15 protein-coding genes are annotated in these 16,843 nt (G+C 56.8%); 7 read left to right on the top strand and 8 right to left on the bottom strand.

The annotated features are described in order from the left end of the window. Nucleotides 1–34: 34 nt before the first annotated feature. From Q1A43_RS02195 to Q1A43_RS02185, 3 genes are all read right to left on the bottom strand, one after another. A complete protein-coding gene (locus Q1A43_RS02195; protein WP_299932070.1) occupies nucleotides 35–2,542 on the bottom strand; it encodes an FAD-dependent oxidoreductase in 2,508 nt (835 codons plus the stop codon). 167 nt (nucleotides 2,543–2,709) lie between these two features. Continuing rightward, complete coding sequence (locus Q1A43_RS02190) at nucleotides 2,710–3,489, bottom strand: hypothetical protein (protein WP_299932068.1); 780 nt, start codon at nucleotides 3,487–3,489, stop codon at nucleotides 2,710–2,712. 62 nt (nucleotides 3,490–3,551) lie between these two features. Then, nucleotides 3,552–4,439, bottom strand: a complete 888-nt coding sequence (locus tag Q1A43_RS02185; RefSeq protein WP_299932066.1) for a hypothetical protein — start codon at nucleotides 4,437–4,439, stop codon at nucleotides 3,552–3,554. A 264-nt stretch (nucleotides 4,440–4,703) separates the two neighbouring features. Here Q1A43_RS02185 and Q1A43_RS02180 point away from each other — a divergent pair, with 264 nt between their 5' ends. From Q1A43_RS02180 to rpe, 7 genes are all read left to right on the top strand, one after another. Then, a complete protein-coding gene (locus tag Q1A43_RS02180) occupies nucleotides 4,704–5,750 on the top strand; it encodes a rod shape-determining protein (RefSeq protein ID WP_299921014.1) in 1,047 nt (348 codons plus the stop codon). Between the two features lie 128 nt (nucleotides 5,751–5,878). Next, entirely contained in the window at nucleotides 5,879–6,799 is a 921-nt protein-coding gene (mreC, locus tag Q1A43_RS02175; protein WP_299932065.1) for a rod shape-determining protein MreC, read from the top strand. Then, nucleotides 6,792–7,331, top strand: a complete 540-nt coding sequence (locus Q1A43_RS02170) for a rod shape-determining protein MreD (RefSeq protein ID WP_299921018.1) — start codon at nucleotides 6,792–6,794, stop codon at nucleotides 7,329–7,331. Before mreC ends, Q1A43_RS02170 begins: the two co-directional genes overlap by 8 nt. After that, nucleotides 7,328–9,247: a penicillin-binding protein 2 gene (mrdA, locus tag Q1A43_RS02165; protein WP_299921020.1), complete on the top strand. Its 1,920-nt coding sequence runs from the start codon at nucleotides 7,328–7,330 to the stop codon at nucleotides 9,245–9,247. Before Q1A43_RS02170 ends, mrdA begins: the two co-directional genes overlap by 4 nt. After that, nucleotides 9,244–10,383 carry a rod shape-determining protein RodA gene (rodA, locus tag Q1A43_RS02160; RefSeq protein WP_299932063.1) on the top strand — a complete coding sequence of 380 codons (1,140 nt, stop codon included), beginning with the start codon at nucleotides 9,244–9,246 and terminating at the stop codon, nucleotides 10,381–10,383. Before mrdA ends, rodA begins: the two co-directional genes overlap by 4 nt. Continuing rightward, complete coding sequence (locus tag Q1A43_RS02155) at nucleotides 10,383–11,318, top strand: glyoxylate/hydroxypyruvate reductase A (RefSeq protein WP_299932061.1); 936 nt, start codon at nucleotides 10,383–10,385, stop codon at nucleotides 11,316–11,318. The genes rodA and Q1A43_RS02155 overlap by 1 nt, the downstream gene beginning before the upstream one ends. Before the next feature lie 36 nt (nucleotides 11,319–11,354). After that, complete coding sequence (rpe, locus tag Q1A43_RS02150) at nucleotides 11,355–12,035, top strand: ribulose-phosphate 3-epimerase (RefSeq protein WP_299932059.1); 681 nt, start codon at nucleotides 11,355–11,357, stop codon at nucleotides 12,033–12,035. Between the two features lie 74 nt (nucleotides 12,036–12,109). Here the strand turns inward: rpe and Q1A43_RS02145 are convergent, their stop codons facing one another. The 5 genes from Q1A43_RS02145 to Q1A43_RS02125 are packed head-to-tail and all read right to left on the bottom strand — an operon-like array spanning nucleotide 12,110 to nucleotide 16,838. Next, nucleotides 12,110–12,505, bottom strand: a complete 396-nt coding sequence (locus Q1A43_RS02145) for a PaaI family thioesterase (protein ID WP_299932057.1) — start codon at nucleotides 12,503–12,505, stop codon at nucleotides 12,110–12,112. Continuing rightward, complete coding sequence (locus tag Q1A43_RS02140) at nucleotides 12,498–13,520, bottom strand: phosphotransferase family protein (RefSeq protein ID WP_299932055.1); 1,023 nt, start codon at nucleotides 13,518–13,520, stop codon at nucleotides 12,498–12,500. Before Q1A43_RS02140 ends, Q1A43_RS02145 begins: the two co-directional genes overlap by 8 nt. 3 nt (nucleotides 13,521–13,523) lie before the next feature. After that, nucleotides 13,524–14,759 carry an acyl-CoA dehydrogenase family protein gene (locus Q1A43_RS02135; protein WP_299932053.1) on the bottom strand — a complete coding sequence of 412 codons (1,236 nt, stop codon included), beginning with the start codon at nucleotides 14,757–14,759 and terminating at the stop codon, nucleotides 13,524–13,526. Nucleotide 14,760: 1 nt separating this feature from the next. Next, the gene (locus tag Q1A43_RS02130) at nucleotides 14,761–15,204 is read right to left on the bottom strand and encodes a MaoC family dehydratase (RefSeq protein ID WP_299932051.1); all 444 of its coding nucleotides are present in this window, start codon (nucleotides 15,202–15,204) and stop codon (nucleotides 14,761–14,763) included. Next, nucleotides 15,201–16,838: a long-chain-fatty-acid--CoA ligase gene (locus tag Q1A43_RS02125; protein WP_299932049.1), complete on the bottom strand. Its 1,638-nt coding sequence runs from the start codon at nucleotides 16,836–16,838 to the stop codon at nucleotides 15,201–15,203. The genes Q1A43_RS02130 and Q1A43_RS02125 overlap by 4 nt, the downstream gene beginning before the upstream one ends. Nucleotides 16,839–16,843 lie beyond the last annotated feature (5 nt).

Raw genomic sequence — 16,843 nt, 5'->3', positions numbered from 1 at the left:
ATCTGTCACGTTCTGGTGATCCTAACCGGATCACTTAGCCATTTATGCGAATGGTCTCGTTTTTCGGGTCATAGGGGCTGTCGCAGGTGACGGTGGCGTCCCACAGCTTGTCTTGCATTTTGACCTTAAGCTTGGTGCCTTCGACGGCCAATTCGGGGGTGACATAGCCCATGCCGATAGATTTTTCGAAATGCACCGAATAGCCGCCCGAGGTAAGGCGACCAACGCGGGTGCCTTCGGGCGTATAAAGCACTTCGCGTCCCCATGGGTCGGCGTCCGCAGGCCCGTCGATCAACAGGGTACAGCATTTGACCCGAACACCGGTGGCTTGCATCGCCTCTTTGCCATGGAACTCTTTGGAGAGATCAATAAAGCGGGGCAGATCGGCCTCGGCCGGGGTGGCGTCACGGCCCAATTCGGTGCCAAAGGCGCGATAGGACTTTTCCTGACGGAGCCAGTTTTGCGCCCGCGCCCCAACCAGTTTCATGCCGTGCTTTTCGCCTGCGGTCATGAGTTGATCCCAGAGATATGTCTGCATTTCGATAGGGTGATGCAGCTCCCAGCCGAGTTCGCCGGTATAGGCGACGCGGATCGCATTCACTGGGCACATGCCCAGTTCGATTTGACGCGCTGACAGCCATGGGAACCGCTTGTTAGACAGCGCCGTGGCGGGATCGGCATCCACGATGAGTTCGTTCAACACATCACGGGACTTTGGCCCGGCGATGGCAAAAACGCCCCATTGCGTGGTGACATCCTGAATCTCGATATAGCCGAATTCGTCCATTTTATCTTCGGCGGCTTTGCGCAGGAAATCGGCGTCATATTCCGTCCAAGCCCCTGCAGAGACGAGGTAATAATTGTTCTCGCCGTTGCGCACGATGGTGTATTCGGTGCGCGTTGTGCCCGCAGCCGTCAACGCATAGGTCAGATTGATCCGGCCAACTTTGGGCAGTTTGTTGCAGGTGAACCAATCAAGGAATTGCGTCGCACCGGGGCCTTTGACCACATGTTTGGTAAAGGCCGATGCATCAACAAGGCCAACGCCATTGCGGATCGCCTTGGCCTCTTCGACGGCGTGCTGCCACCAACCGCCGCGACGGAACGACCGGCTTTCCTTGTCGAAATTGTCCGGCGCATCAACGGGGCCATAATAGTTGGGGCGTTCCCAACCGTTGACCCAACCAAATTGCGCGCCCAGCGCTTTTTGACGGTCATAAACCGGGCCGGTGCGCAGCGGACGGCAGGCCTCGCGCTCTTCATCGGGGTGGTGCAGGATATAGACGTGTTCGTAGCACTCTTCGTTCTTGCGCGCCGCGAATTCGGTGGTCATCCAGCTTGAGGAGTAGCGCTTGGGATCAAGCGAGGCCATATCGATCTCTGCCTCGCCATCCACCATCATCTGGGCGAGGTAATACCCGGTGCCGCCAGCGGCGGTGATGCCAAAGCTAAAGCCTTCGGCAAGCCACATGTTGCGCAGGCCCGGTGCCGGGCCAACTAGCGGGTTGCCATCCGGGGTATAACAAATCGGGCCGTTGAAATCGTCCTTGAGACCCGAGTCCGCACAGGACGGCACCCGTTCGGCCATCGCCATGTATTGATCGGCAATTCGGTCGAGATCGAGCGGGAACAGGTCGGCGCGGAAGCTATCGGGGACGCTATGTTCAAAACGCGCCGGTGCGCCATGTTCATAGATGCCCAAAATCCAGCCACCTCGTTCCTCGCGGGCATAAGATTCATTGTCGGCGTCGCGCACAACCGGATGCTCGGGGTTGCCCGCCTCACGCCATTTCACAAGCTCTGGGTCCTTGTCCATGACGATAAAGGTGTGTTCGACCGGGATGGCGGGCATCTTGATGCCCAGCATTTTGGCGGTGCGCTGTGCGTGGTTGCCCGAGGCGGTGACAACATGTTCGGCGGTGATCACAACTTGTTCGTCGGATGGCACAAGGTTGCCACCCTTTTCGACCATTTTGGTACAGGTGACTTCCCAATGAGTGCCGGTCCAATGGAACGCATCGGCCTGCATCTTGCGCACGATATCAACGCCGCGTTGGCGCGCGCCTTTGGCCATAGCCTGGGTCACATCGGCGGGATTAATATAGCCGTCTTCGGTGTGATAAATCGCGCCCTTTAGGTCGGATGTCTCGATCAGAGGCCAACGCTCTTTGATCTGATCGGGGGTGAGCCATTCATAGGCGACATCGCAGGTTTCTGCCGTGGATGCATAGAGCTTGTATTCGTCCATGCGCTCTTCGGTCTGGGCCATGCGCAGGTTGCCAACCACCGCAAATCCGGCGTTCAACCCGGTTTCTTCCTCAAGCTGCTTGTAGAAATCGACCGAATATTTGTGGATATGCGTCGTGGCATAAGACATGTTGAACAGCGGCAAAAGACCCGCCGCATGCCAAGTTGAGCCAGAGGTCAGCTCGTCCCGCTCAATCAACATCACATCATCCCAGCCTGCCTTGGCCAGATGGTAAGCGATAGATGTTCCAACGGCACCGCCGCCGACAACCAATGCTTTGACTTGGGTTTTCATGCACATTCTCCCCGGATCGTTGCCAAATCAATAGCGCGCCATTTCGGGGTTAGCCGAGCCTGCCCGACCGGTTAAGGCGTGAAAACGACCTGCTGATGGCGCGATGGCAACAGGCACGGCACTTCGTGCCGCCATTTCCCATTAAAAAACCGCTGATTGTGTAGAGCCTAGGCCTCGGGCTGTTTGAGCAAACTGGCAACCATGTCGCGGTTTATTTGCATCAAAATCTTTTTGATCGCATCGTTTGAGGCACGCGCAATCGCGAAGCTGTGCAATTTGCCATCGCCGGTGCCACGGCCATAAATCATCTTGGTTCGGTTCGATGTTTTTCCCGCCCGGTACCAATGTTTGGTCGGAACCGTCCCAAACTTGATATTGTTGTAGCGCATGAATTGCGGGTAGTCGCTATTGTAGTAATCCGCGCCAAAGGTGCTTGTCACGATCGACGGTTTTGGCCCCGACGACACACGCGGACCTTCGTGTTTTTCGCGGATATACTTGATATGCAACGCGACAATCTCATGGCCTTTTTCGTAAACCCACGCACCTTTTTCACCCGGCTTCAAGGGGCACCCTTCCGGGTCGCCATCCATCATGTCAACCATAGTCGGCTTGGCGTTGCGCCCGGCGCAAAACGCCATTTCGGGAAAGAGTTTCCAAAAATCGGCCTCAACAAATTTGCGTTTGGTCCACCCGGCGGGCGCGGGTGGGTAAATGGCGTCGATCTGGCGGGCCATATCCTTTTTGCTGCCCATTGGGGTAACAGTGGCTACCAAAGGTGCGGCCAATGGTTTGGTTTCGGCCCCGGTGCGCATTTCAATATAGGCCACAACCCCGGCCGGACGGTTTAACGCCGTCGCATAGGCCCGGAACATGGCAAAATCGATGCCCAAGGCCAGAACCAGAATGGTTGGGATGCTGGCGGCAAGTACAACGTATTTCCACATTTTCAGAAACCTCAATCAAAATCCGGTGGTTACCTCTTTCGGGCCGCCACGTTCACATTGGTTTAGCGCGAGAACCGCTCGGCATTGGCTTCGACGTTATTGCGGTGCTGGGCGCGGTCACGCGCAGCGGTGCGCAACAACTCGCGTTCGCGCTCTAGTGCGGCCTCGCGGCGTTTTCGAACCGCATCCGATGACGCCGCCATGGCCGGTCCCGAGTTGCCGGGATCAGCAAATTGGCGAATGCGGCCGATATTGATGCCGTTCAGAATCTTTTTGATCGACCGATCACTGGCCTGCGCCTTGACGGTGATACGAATGCTAGACCCATCGGGGACAATCATATCCGCCTCGATGGTGCGAAAAGCCAAGTGCTCAAAATCACTCACTGTTTCGACAAAAACAACGCCGCGTATACGGGCAAAGGCAATATCGTCTTTGTCCCAATTCTCATGTTCCTGCATGCGGCTAAAGGCAACTTCGGACATTGTGCGGGCTTTGCGGGGCTTTTCGATCTGACGAATGCGCACCGCAATCCGCTCTTTGCCCTGGACGTAAACCCAAGTTTGCTTCGCCTCTCGTCTGGCGAATTTTTTCCCAGAATAGGAATTCATCTCATCCGCAAAAGCAGAAAACTTTGGTGCCAATTCTTCGACAGCAAGCTTCTCCAACTCATCATGACTTGGAATTTGCCCCCGGTATTGTCCGCGCATAATCTTGGATTGTGTCACACTCCAGGATTGTTTGCGCCAACCATGCGGAGCGTCAGGCAAAAGGTCACGCATGTCTTTGCCTAGTTTTTCAGCCACTTGCTGTTCAGAGCGACGTTTTTCAGCGGCCTCTTGTCCACGCTCCGCCACAGAATTCACCCAGCCAGAAAGCCCAAAGCCGGTAAGCCCCTGACCGGATTGGATTGCTTGGATCGAATAGTCAGCAATCCCAAGGGAGCTCACAATTCCGATAAATCCACAAATAATAGCGATAGCAATGCGCACGGCGACCTCGTCAGCAATAAATTGACATGCCGACGTTAGATCAACCAATGCGGGCAGAAAAATGGCTAAGACAGGACATTTCCAGCGCATTTTCGCGGTGCGGCGAATTCATGCTGATTTGATGGCTTGCCACCCTTCCCCATTGGGCAGGACACCCCTATAAGAACAGCTGGTCCGGACTAGCAGAGTCGCGGGCCTTGCAGTCTATGGGGCAAAACGCGAATGTTTGGAATTGACGGTATCATGGGCATGTTCTCGTCGGACATGGCCATCGACCTGGGAACGGCTAACACGTTGGTTTACGTGAAGGGCAAAGGGGTTATCCTCTCGGAGCCTTCCGTGGTTGCGTACCACGTCAAGGACGGCCAAAAGAAGGTTCTGGCTGTCGGTGAAGACGCCAAACTTATGCTTGGCCGAACACCAGGTAGCATCGAAGCGATCCGCCCCATGCGTGAAGGCGTGATTGCGGACTTTGTCGCCGCCGAGGAAATGATCAAAGCATTCATCCGCAAGGTTCACCGCCGGTCGACCTTTTCGCGCCCCAAAGTCATCGTTTGCGTCCCCCATGGTGCGACGCCGGTGGAAAAACGTGCGATCCGAAATTCTGTTTTGTCCGCTGGGGCACGCAAAGCCGGTTTGATTGCCGAACCCATCGCCGCGGCCATCGGCGCTGGGATGCCGATCACCGACCCAACCGGGAATATGGTTGTCGATATCGGTGGCGGGACAACCGAAGTTGCGGTTCTGTCTCTGGGCGACATTGTTTATGCGCGCTCGGTCCGTGTTGGTGGCGACCGTATGGACGAAGCCATCATCAACTACCTGCGCCGTCAACAAAACCTGTTGGTCGGGGAAAGCACAGCGGAGCGGATCAAGACCTCGATCGGGACCGCACGGATGCCCGATGATGGGCGCGGCAGCTCGATGCAAATTCGCGGTCGCGACCTGTTGAACGGTGTGCCAAAGGAAACCGAAATCAGTCAGGCCCAAATCGCAGAGGCCCTGAGCGAACCGGTTCAGGCGATTTGCGAAGCGGTTATGACAGCGCTGGAAACAACCCCTCCCGATCTCGCAGCAGATATTGTTGATCGTGGCGTGATGCTTACTGGTGGTGGCGCTTTGCTGGGCGACCTTGACCTTGCCTTGCGGGAACAGACCGGTCTTGCGGTTTCAATTGCCGACGAAACTTTGAACTGTGTGGCTTTGGGCACCGGCAAAGCGCTGGAATACGAAAAACAGCTGGCCCATGCCATCGACTATGACAGCTAATCACTGACTTTCGATCTGGACGCACCCAAATTCCGTGCACGGAATTTGCAAGATTTTTGAAAAATCTTGTTCCGAGCGCCTTAAGGTCGCAAAACAGATCAAAGTCGTTGTAGCAGGACGGAGGCCGCTTGGCTCAGGACCGTGGATCAAGCGAGGATTTCACCCGCCCCCTCAAGCGGCTGCTTTTGGCTGTCCTGACTCTTTGCTTTATTGTCCTGTTTCTATTCTGGCGCATCGACTCCCCGCGTGTGGAACGGATGCGTGCCCAAGTGGTGGACGCAGTTGTGCCTCGCATGGATTGGGCCATGGCCCCGGTGACCGCCACGGTGAAAATCCTACGCGATTTCCAGAGCTATCAAAGCATCCACGAGCAAAACCAAGAGTTGCGCCGCGAGTTGCGACAGATGACCGCCTGGAAAGAAGCCGCCTTGCAGCTTGAACAGGAAAACGCCCGTCTGCGCGACCTTAACAACGTCCGGCTTGACCCTCGTCTCACCTATATCACTGGCGTGGTTTTGGCCGATTCCGGGTCGCCGTTCCGCCAGTCAGTTTTGATCAATGTTGGCTCTCGTGACGGCATTGTTGACGGATGGGCAACAATGGACGGCATCGGTCTTGTCGGCCGTATCGCCGGCGTTGGGGCCAATACCAGCCGGGTCATTTTGCTGACCGACACCAACTCGCGCATCCCGGTCGAAATCTTACCATCCGGCCAGCGCGCTTTGGTTGTCGGCGATAACTCAGCCGCGCCTCCGATCGATTTCCTTGAAGACCCCGGTCAGGTGCGCCCGGGTGACCGAATTGTCACAACCGGCGACGGCGAAGTCTTCCCCCCCGGTCTTTTAATCGGCCAGGTGGCCCAAGACCCCGGCGGACGTTTGCGCGCGCGCCTCGCCGCTGACTACGAGCGGTTGGAGTTCCTGCGTGTGCTGCGCGATCATGGCGCACGCCGGGTGAGTCAGCCTAGCGGATTGATTTTGCCCGAAAACATCCCCGATTCTGAGGCCCCTGCCCCAGCACTTGACGGGCAGGACGCAGGCGATGGCTGAACGCAGTCCCGCCAAGCTATGGTTCATGCGGCTGGCCTATGTGTTTCTGGCCACGCTGATCCTTTTTGCGCACTTGCTCCCCTTAGAAACAACGCCGCAACGTTTTGCAGGCCCCGATGTGTTGGTGGCGCTTACCTTTGCCTGGGCGCTGAGACGCCCGCAATACGTGCCGATGTTGTTGATCGCGATGGTGATGTTGCTGGCGGATTTGTTGCTTCAACGCCCTCCGGGCCTTTGGGCGGCGCTTATCCTTCTGTCGGCAGAATGGCTAAAACTGCGCGACCGAAACCTACGGGAAAACACCTTTGTCGCCGAATGGCTCACCGTCGCCTATACGCTGTTTCTTGCCACTTTGCTCTATCGCGCCACGCTTGGCCTCTTGATTGTTTCGCCCGGAGCGCTTTCTCTATCCTTTATGCAGTTTGGTATGACGATGCTGGTTTATCCGCTTATCGCAGGGGCCAGTTTTCTGGCGTTCGGATCGCGACGCGGCAAACAGGGTGAGTTTGAACAGATGGGGCGTAAAGCATGAGACGCACAGTGCGCGAAACCGAGGAAAGCGCCCGCAAAATCACCCGGCGTGGCCTTTTGCTGGGCAGCGTCCAACTCGGCTTTGCCGGGGTTTTGGCCCTGCGCATGCGTCATATGCAGGTTGATCAGGCCAATGAATTCCGTCTCTTGGCCGAAGAAAACCGCATTTCCATCCGCTTTATTCCCCCGACCCGTGGCCGGATTTTTGATCGCAATGGCACCGTCATTGCCGAAAACGAACCAACCTATCGTATTGTCTTGGTTCCAGAAGACACCGACGATGTGGCCGATGTGATTGCCCGCGTGTCTTCTCTTGTTGAACTGGACGAAAACGACCTCAACCGCGCTCTAGCAAGCATCAACCCATCGCGCCCCTTCGATCCGGTTACCCTAGCGGATCGGGTCAGTTGGCAAGACATCAGCCGTGTCGCCGCCAATGCCCCCGCCCTGCCCGGTGTGTCGACCGAAGTGGGCCAATCGCGGATTTACCCGCAGGCCGAGCTCTACGCGCATGTCGCCGGATATGTGGCCAAGGTTAATGAACGCAACCTGAACCGCTACGAAGACCCACCTGCGGTCCTTAACCTGCCGGGGTTTCAGTTTGGCCAAGTGGGGATTGAATCCAAATACGAGGACCTGCTGCGTGGCAAAGCCGGGGCAAAACGGGTCGAGGTCAACAATGCCAACCGCGTCATGCGCGAACTTGACCGCCGAGAAGGACAACCCGGCCCCGACCTACAGCTAACGGTTGATACCGACCTGCAAGACTATGCTTTGGCACGGTTGGGGGACGAATCCGCCTCGGTTGTGGTCATGGATTTGGAACAGGGGGATTTGCTGGCGATCGCCTCGGCCCCGTCTTATGATCCCAATAAGTTTGTGCATGGTATTTCGACCGCCGATTACGCCTTTTTGCGCGACAATGATCATCGCCCCCAAGCCTCCAAAACCGTGCAAGACGCCTACCCACCGGGGTCGACGTTTAAAATGGTCACAGCCCTAGCAGCTTTGGATGCGGGCTTGGTTGCGCCAGATGAAACGGTTTATTGCCCCGGTCACATGGAAGTTGGTGGCCGCAAGTTCCACTGCTGGAAGCGCTCTGGCCACGGCAACATAAACCTCGAACAAAGCCTCCGGCACTCCTGTGACGTCTATTATTACGATCTTGCCCTTAAGGTGGGGATCGAACGTATTGCCGCCATGGCCCGTCGGCTTGGGCTTGGCGATGGTCACGGCGTTCCGATGTCGGCGGTGACCAGCGGGCTGGTCCCGGACAAAGCGTGGAAACAGCGCAAACACAAGCAAGATTGGGTGATCGGCGACAGTGTCAACGCTTCGATCGGTCAGGGCTTTGTTCTAACCTCGCCCATGCAATTGGCGGTGATGGCCGCGCGGATTGCAACCGGGCGAAGTATTTCGCCCCGTCTGGTCAAACGGATCGGCAATGTCGAAACGCCGTCGCGCGCCGGGGTGGATTTGGGATTAAACCCCAACCACCTTTTGCAAATCCATCGAGGTATGTATGCGGTGTCCAACAACCGCCGTGGTACCGCCTATAAATCGCGCATCATCGCCGACGGCATGCGCATGGCGGGCAAAACCGGCACTGCGCAGGTCTCATCGACTGTTGTCGACAACAAATCGGTGGCCTGGGAAAAACGCGACCACGCGCTTTTTGTAAATTTCGCGCCCTGGGACAATCCGAAGATCGCTGTTTCGGTGGTGGTGGAACATGGCGGCGGCGGCTCGATTGCGGCGGCCCCGATTGCGCGTGACGTGACCCTACAGGCACTTTACGGCGGCAACCCACCGCTTGACGCCTATCCGACCAAAGATCGCGCCCGCATCAAAGCCCTTCAGGCGCGCCTAAACCGCGAACGCGAAGAACGCCAAGCCCAACGGAACTCTCGCGCATGAGTTTTCTCGAGCAGAATATCAAAAGCGTGCCCTCTGGCTGGCGCAAGGTGCTCCATGTCAATTGGGCGCTTGTTGTGTTGATTTGCGCGGTGGCCTCAGTTGGCTTTTTGATGCTGTATTCGGTGGCGGGCGGGTCGTTCACACCTTGGGCCGAACCGCAAATCAAACGCTTTATACTTGGCCTCTGTGCCATGTTCTTTGTCGCCTTTGTACCGATTTGGTTTTGGCGCAACATGGCGGTTGTTGGCTATCTCGCCGGTCTTGGTCTTCTTATCGCGGTTGAGCTTTTTGGCTCCAAAGCCGGGGGCGCCGTGCGCTGGATTGACCTTGGGTTTATGCGCCTGCAACCTTCTGAGCTGATGAAAATTGCCGTGGTTGTCTTGCTGGCGGCCTATTACGATTGGCTGCCACTCAAGAGAACCTCGCGCCCTTTGTGGGTGGCCATTCCTATTCTCTTGGTGCTTATCCCGGTGGCGCTGGTCTTTAAACAGCCCGATCTTGGCACCGCCTTGTTGATTGCGATTGGCGGCGGCTTGGTCATTTTCCTAGCTGGGGTAAGCCTATGGTATTTCGGTGGGGTTGTCGCCCTAGCGGTGGTTTTAGTGATCGGCGTCTTTGAGAGCCGCGACACGTCGTGGCAATTGCTAAGTAACTATCACTACGACCGGATCGAAACCTTTCTCGAAGACACCGATGACCCGCTAGGCAAAGATTACCACATCACACAGGCGAAAATCGCCATGGGATCGGGCGGTTGGACCGGCAAAGGGTTTATGCAAGGCACGCAGTCACGGCTTAACTTCCTCCCCGAAAAACACACCGACTTTATCTTTAACATCCTTGCCGAAGAATTCGGTTTTGTCGGCGGCATATCTTTGTTGCTGCTCTATATGCTCATCGTGGTGTTCTGCATCTTCTCTGCCTTACAAAACAAAGATCGCTTTTCATCGCTCATGACACTGGGGATAGGGTTCACGTTCTTTTTGTACTTTGCCGTCAACATGTCGATGGTGATGGAATTGGCCCCGGTTGTCGGGGTTCCCCTCCCTATGGTGAGCTTTGGTGGCTCAGCCATGTTGGTTTTGATGTTGGGGTTTGGACTGGTGCAAAGCGCCCATATTCATAGGCCACGATAGTGACACTCAACATTCTTTTCTCTGCCAAGGCAGAACGTTGGACAGATTACGAAGCCCCTTTGCGCAAGGAACTCGACGCCGCCGGGCTTGACTATACCCTTGCCTGTGAGATGCCCGCGGATCAGGTTGAGTACATCATTTATGCGCCAAATTCCGACCTGTCCGATTTCACCATATTCCCCAAACTCAAAGCGGTTCTCAGCCTGTGGGCCGGGGTCGAAGGCATTGTTAGCAATGACACGCTGACGGTTCCGGTGGCGCGGATGGTAGATCAAGAGGGGCTAACCCAAGGCATGGTGGAATGGGTGACCGGCCACGCCTTGCGCCATCATTTGGGCATGGATGCCCATATCGTGAACCCGGACCGCGACTGGAATTGCACGCCGCCAAAAATTGCCCAAGACCGCCCGGTCACGGTGCTTGGCCTTGGGGCTTTGGGCATGGCCTGTGCGCAATCCTTGGCGGCCTTAGGCTTTCCTGTCACCGGATGGAGCCGCTCTGCCAAAGAGGCCGGTGGCTTGACCTGCCTCTCTGGCAAAGCCGGGTTGGAACAGGCCCTGAGCGGGGCTGAAATTGTTGTGCTTTTGCTGCCCAACACACCGGAAACCGAAAACACGTTAAACGCTGCCCGTCTGGCTTTGCTCGCCAAGGGGGCCTTTATCATCAACCCCGGGCGCGGGCCGCTTATTGATGACGACGCACTTTTGGACGCCCTCGGCAGCGGTCAGATCGCCCATGCCACTTTGGATGTCTTCCGGGTCGAACCACTTCCACAGGATCATCCGTTTTGGGCACATCCCAATGTGACCGTCACCCCGCATATCGCCTCGTTCACGCGGCCCGATACCGCGGCGCGGGTGATTGCCGCCAACATCCGGCGCGACGTCGATGGCGAGCCACTCTTACACCTTGTCGATCGCAGGGCGGGCTATTAAGCCCTGCCTATCTGCTTGCCCAAACAGGAATCAGCCATGACTTTCGACCGCAGCGTCAAGATCGCCCCCTCCATCCTTTCCGCCGATTTCGCCGATTTCGGTCGTGAAATTCAGGCTGTCGAAGCCGAGGGCGCGGATTGGATCCATGTTGATGTCATGGACGGGCATTTTGTGCCGAACCTGACCTTTGGCCCCCCGGCCGTCAAAGCGTTCCGCAAACATGTGAAAACCGTCATGGATGTGCACCTGATGATTTCGCCGGTCGACGCTTATATCGACGCCTATGCCGATGCGGGGGCCGATATTTTGACCGCCCATGTCGAGGCAGGTGCCCATAGTCATCGCACCATGCAGGCCATTCGCGGCGCCGGTATGAAATCAGGCATCGCGCTCAACCCCGGCACCCCGGCCGAAGCGGTTGAACACCTTCTTGACCTCACCGATCTGGTCTGTGTGATGACTGTAAACCCCGGGTTTGGTGGCCAAAAGTTCATCGACATGACCGCCAAGGTACGCAAGTTGCGCGAGATGATTGGCGACCGCCCGGTGCATATTGAGATCGACGGCGGCGTTGATCCAACCACCGCACCCTTGGTTGTCGACGCCGGGGCGGATGTTTTGGTGGCTGGCTCGGCGGTATTTCGTGGTGGGTCGGTTGAAAACCCAACGCCTTATGGCGACAATATCCGCGCAATCAAGGCGTCAGTCGCGGGTTAATAGGGCGGAGGGGGCGCTGCCCCCGCCGTTGGCCCCCAGCGGGACATTTTTTGGGAAGAAGAAACCGAGGCGCGTTACTTGCGGTAGCGAAATGTGCCCGTGCCTTTGGCGATTAGCTCGCCGGTTTCATCACTGATCGTGCCTTCGGCGAAGAAGGTCGATTTACCGCCACCGGTTTTAAACCCTTCTGCGATAAAGACTTTGCCGTGCGGGCGGGACAAGTATTGGACGTTCAATGTGAGCGTCCAACACATTTGTCGATCGTCGGGATCGCCAGTAAAACACCCGGCATAGCCCATCACCGTATCCAAAAGCGAGGCGTGAGAGCCGCCGTGCGGGCTTCCGTGACGGTTCATGATATGGGGTTCTAGGGGCAGTTGGAATTTGGAGTATCCATCGCGCCAATCCACCATTTCAAATCCGAGATGCTTGGCATAAGCGTATGATTTTTCGCGCAGGTTTTCATCCATTCCAGTGTTTGGCCTTTAATCCAAGTTGTGCAAAATGCGGGACAAAGGCCCCAAGTCTGAGACCCTTTTCCGGGTTGGCCGCATTGCCGTCAAGCGCGCGTTTCTTGACGCCTTGCAAAATGGCCGCCATGCGAAAGAAGGAGAACGCGAGGTAGAAGCCGAAATTGTCGATGTTGGATATGTTGCGGCGTTTACAGTAGTCGGCGACAAACGCGGTATCAGAAGGAAGGCCAAGGCTCGCTCGGTCAAGGCCAGCCAATCCGCGCCCTTCGCCACCGGGGGGCAATTGCCATTGCATGATAACCCCGGCAAGGTCGGCGTAGGGGTGGCCGAGGGTTGAAAGCTCCCAATCCAGCACCGCTAGACAGGCCGCGCCTTCTTGAGAAAACAACATGTTATCAATGCGGTAATCCCCATGCACCAAGGTGCGCTGACCATCATCAGCAGGCATGTTGTCGGCCAGCCATGTGATAAGCTGTTCCATCTCGCTTAGATTTTCGGTCTCTGACGCGCGGTATTGTTTGCTCCACCGGCCCAATTGGCGTTCGAAATAGTGGCCGGGCGGGCCGAAATCGGAAAGTCCCACCGCATCAACATCCACCGAATGGATCGCCGCCAAAACGCGGTTCATTTCCGTCATGACCGCGCGCCGCCCCTCGGGCGACGTATCAGGCATGGATGGGTCAACAATGTTGCGCCCGACGACATGTTCCATGATGTAGAAATCGGTGCCGAGGATGGTGTCATCCTGACAAAGCGCCAACATGTTGGGCACAGGCACATCGGAGTGTGCCAAGGCACGTTGCACCCGGTATTCGCGGTCCACGGCATGGGCAGATTTCAGCAGGATGCCAGGGGGTTTGCGACGCAAGACGTAACTGCCCGAGGGAGCCTCAAGCCGGTAGGTCGGATTGGACTGGCCCACATCGAATTTGGTCGCCTGAACCGGGCCAAGAAAGCCCGGCACATGGGTTCGCATCCATTCAGAAACCCGTTCAAGGTCAGAGGCTTGCATCGCTTACCCTGCCTGATTTGAATGCTTGCGCAGCTCGGCCCGGGCGACTTGACGACGGTGCACCGCGTCCGGACCGTCGGCAAACCGCAAGGTGCGCACATGGGTCCACATCGAAGCCAACGTGGTGTCTTGCGAAATGCCCGCAGCACCGTGCAATTGCATGGCCTCGTCAATGACTTTGCCCGCCATCAAAGGCGCAACCACCTTGATCTTGGAAATCCACGGCTGAGCGGCGCGGACCCCGGCGCTATCCATCATCCACGCAGCCTTGAGGCACAAAAGGCGCGCCATCTCGATCTCCATTCGGGCATTGGCGATGATGTCGTAATTGGCCCCGAGATCGGCAATCCGCTTGCCAAATGCCTCGCGCTCGAGGCCGCGTTTGCACATCATGTCCAAGGCTTTTTCCGCCTGACCAATCGCGCGCATACAGTGGTGGATGCGACCGGGGCCAAGCCGCCCTTGAGCAACCTCAAACCCACGGGCTTCGCCCAAAATCACATTGCGCGCCGGGATGCGGACATTGGTGAATCGCAGGTGCATGTGCCCGTGTGGCGCATCATCTTGGCCAAAGACATGCATCGGGCGCAGCACCTCGATCCCCGGCGTATCGGCATCCATAACAAACATGGTGTGACGGCTATGTTTGGCGGCCTCCGGGTCGGTGCAGGCCATCAAAATATAGACTTTGCAGCGCGGGTCCCCTGCCCCGCTGATCCACCATTTTTCGCCATTTAGAACATAATCATCGCCGTCACGCCGCGCCTCAAATGCCAATTGCGCCGCATCGGACGAGGCCACATCCGGCTCCGTCATAACATAGGCCGAGCGGATGTCACCGTTGAGCAAGGGCGTCAGCCAGCGCTCCTTCATCCAATCCGCGCCATAGCGTTCCAGCACTTCCATGTTTCCGGTATCGGGCGCGTTGCAGTTGAACACCTCGGCGGCTATGCCAACCTTGCCCATTTCCTCGGCCAGATAGGCGTATTCCACTGTGCTAAGGCCATAGCCGCGATCACTATCGGTGAGCCAAAAGTTCCAAAGCCCCCGTTCACGGGCCAAGGCCTTGAGACCGTTCAAGATTTCCAATTGTCGGTCGGTGTGTTGGAAACGATCACCCGAGGGGTGTTTACCAACCTCGGCGTGAAATTCCGTGTCCAGCGGCGCGATGTCATCTTCGACCATGCGGCGCACCGCTTCGATCAACGGGCGTACCCGGTCTGTTACTCCAAGATCCATCTTATGTCTCCAATTCCAGACGGGTGATCCACTGTGCCGCCAAGGCCGGGCGGCTTTGATTTTCAATTTCGACCGTGACATCCCAATGAACGGCAAGCCACCCTTCACCTTCGTCAACCGAGGCCACGACAAACCTGCCCCGGACCCGCGCGCCAACGCGCACCGGAGAAATAAAGCGAATGCGATCAAAGCCATAGTTGATACTGGCGCGCACGCCTGGCAATTCGGGCACCACCTGATAGGACATCATCGACAGCATCGACAGGGTCAAAAACCCATGCGCGATGGCCCCGCCAAACGGCGTTTCTTCGGCGGCGCGGGCCTCATCAAGGTGAATGAACTGCCAATCTTCGGTGGCATCGGCAAAGGCTTTTACCTTTTGCGCATCCAATGCCACCCAATCCGTTACTTGCTCGGGCAACGCCCGCAGATCGTCATGTATCATCCGGCAAGATCAGGCAGAACATGATCGCCAAAGGTTTTGCGCAGGGTCAGCTTTGAAACCTTACCCGTCGCCGTCAAAGGCAGGGCATCGGTCAAAACCATATCGTCGGGCAATTGCCAGCGCGCAACATGTTCTAGCATCATCTCATGAATGTCGGCCAGATCGGGCGGATCATCAACCTCAACAGGCACAACAACCAAAAGCGGGCGTTCATCCCATTTCGGGTGTGCAATGGCGATCACGGCGCAATTGGCAACCTTGGGATGCGCAAGGGCCATGTTTTCAAGATCAATCGAGCTGATCCATTCGCCCCCCGATTTGATCAGGTCCTTGGACCGATCCTGAAGCGACAAGAACCCTTTGTCGTCGATACTTGCAACATCGCCTGTGCCAAACCAACCCTCGGCATCCATCGCCGCGTTCGAGGCCTCTTCGTTGTTGAAATACCCGGAAATCACAGCGTTGCCCCGGACGTATAATTCACCGACGGCCGTGCCATCATGGGGGAGCCGCGCGCCCGTTTCATCGACGATTTTCATGTCGACACCAAAGACCCGGCGGCCTTGGGTACATTTGTAATCGATCTTGGTTTTTTCCGGTAAGTCGGCCATCGGGCGCGACAGTTGGGCTTGGGTTCCAATCGGGCTCATCTCTGTCATGCCCCAAGCGTGACAAACGTCTATCCCCTTGTCTTCAAAGAAGGTTATCATGTCGCGCGCCGCCGCCGATCCGCCGACCACAAGCTGTTCCAGCTGCGCAGGAACCGCGTCACGCTGAGCCATTTCACCGCGAAGTCCCAACCACACTGTAGGAACACCCCAGCTTGCGGTGACCTGTTCGACCTCCATCAGATCAAAGAGCGACACGCCATCAAGCCTAGGCCCCGGCATGATCAAGGACGCTCCGACAAGCGGGGCCGCATAGGGCAAGCCCCAGGAATTGACGTGGAACATCGGCACAACGGGCAAGATCCGCGCACCTTCATGCAGGGATTTTGGTACGGCAATCGCGACCATAAAGGCGTGCAAAACGGTTGATCGATGCGAATAAAGCGCGCCCTTGGGATGCCCGGTTGTCCCGGATGTGTAGCACAGTCCCGACGCGGCATTTTCATCGACCAGCGGCCAATCGTAGGTGTCGGGCTGCCCATCCAAAAGCTCTTCGTAGCAGAGCAAAGTCAGCGGGCTTTCGGGCATATGCGCCCGATCCGTCATCACAACAAGCTTCAAACCCGATGGTAGGTGATCGGCCAAGGCTTCGAGGATCGGCACAAAGGTCAAATCAACAAACAAGACCTGATCTTCGGCGTGACCGATAATGTAAAGCATCTGTTCGGCCGACAAGCGCGGGTTGATGGTATGACACACTGCCCCCATGCCCGAGATCGCATAGTATAGCTCAAAATGGCGATAGCCGTTCCACGCCAACGTCGCAACTCGGTCGCCATCTCCGACGCCTAACCCTTTGAGACCATGGGCCAATTGTGCGCTTCGCTGGTACGCTTCTGAATAGGTTTCGCGATGAATGTCACCTTCGGTCCGCACCGAAACGATTTCACCTTCTGGATGAACTTCGCTCGCATATCGTAGAATCTCGATAATACGTAGCGGCATCTGCATCATCATGCCTTGCATCTGAC

The sequence above is a fragment of the uncultured Pelagimonas sp. genome (assembly GCF_947498515.1).
Classification (GTDB): domain Bacteria; phylum Pseudomonadota; class Alphaproteobacteria; order Rhodobacterales; family Rhodobacteraceae; genus Pelagimonas.
Note: the sequence above shows the minus strand (reverse complement) of the source record. Positions and strands in the feature narration are given on the sequence as shown.

Coding starts and splice junctions, on each gene's coding strand:
- Q1A43_RS02195 (WP_299932070.1), bottom strand. CDS start 2,542: ATGAAAACCCAAGTCAAAGCATTGGTTGTCGGCGGCGGTGCCGTTGGA.
- Q1A43_RS02190 (WP_299932068.1), bottom strand. CDS start 3,489: ATGTGGAAATACGTTGTACTTGCCGCCAGCATCCCAACCATTCTGGTT.
- Q1A43_RS02180 (WP_299921014.1), top strand. CDS start 4,704: ATGTTTGGAATTGACGGTATCATGGGCATGTTCTCGTCGGACATGGCC.
- Q1A43_RS02170 (WP_299921018.1), top strand. CDS start 6,792: ATGGCTGAACGCAGTCCCGCCAAGCTATGGTTCATGCGGCTGGCCTAT.
- mrdA (WP_299921020.1), top strand. CDS start 7,328: ATGAGACGCACAGTGCGCGAAACCGAGGAAAGCGCCCGCAAAATCACC.
- rodA (WP_299932063.1), top strand. CDS start 9,244: ATGAGTTTTCTCGAGCAGAATATCAAAAGCGTGCCCTCTGGCTGGCGC.
- rpe (WP_299932059.1), top strand. CDS start 11,355: ATGACTTTCGACCGCAGCGTCAAGATCGCCCCCTCCATCCTTTCCGCC.
- Q1A43_RS02145 (WP_299932057.1), bottom strand. CDS start 12,505: ATGGATGAAAACCTGCGCGAAAAATCATACGCTTATGCCAAGCATCTC.
- Q1A43_RS02140 (WP_299932055.1), bottom strand. CDS start 13,520: ATGCAAGCCTCTGACCTTGAACGGGTTTCTGAATGGATGCGAACCCAT.
- Q1A43_RS02135 (WP_299932053.1), bottom strand. CDS start 14,759: ATGGATCTTGGAGTAACAGACCGGGTACGCCCGTTGATCGAAGCGGTG.
- Q1A43_RS02130 (WP_299932051.1), bottom strand. CDS start 15,204: ATGATACATGACGATCTGCGGGCGTTGCCCGAGCAAGTAACGGATTGG.
- Q1A43_RS02125 (WP_299932049.1), bottom strand. CDS start 16,838: ATGCAAGGCATGATGATGCAGATGCCGCTACGTATTATCGAGATTCTA.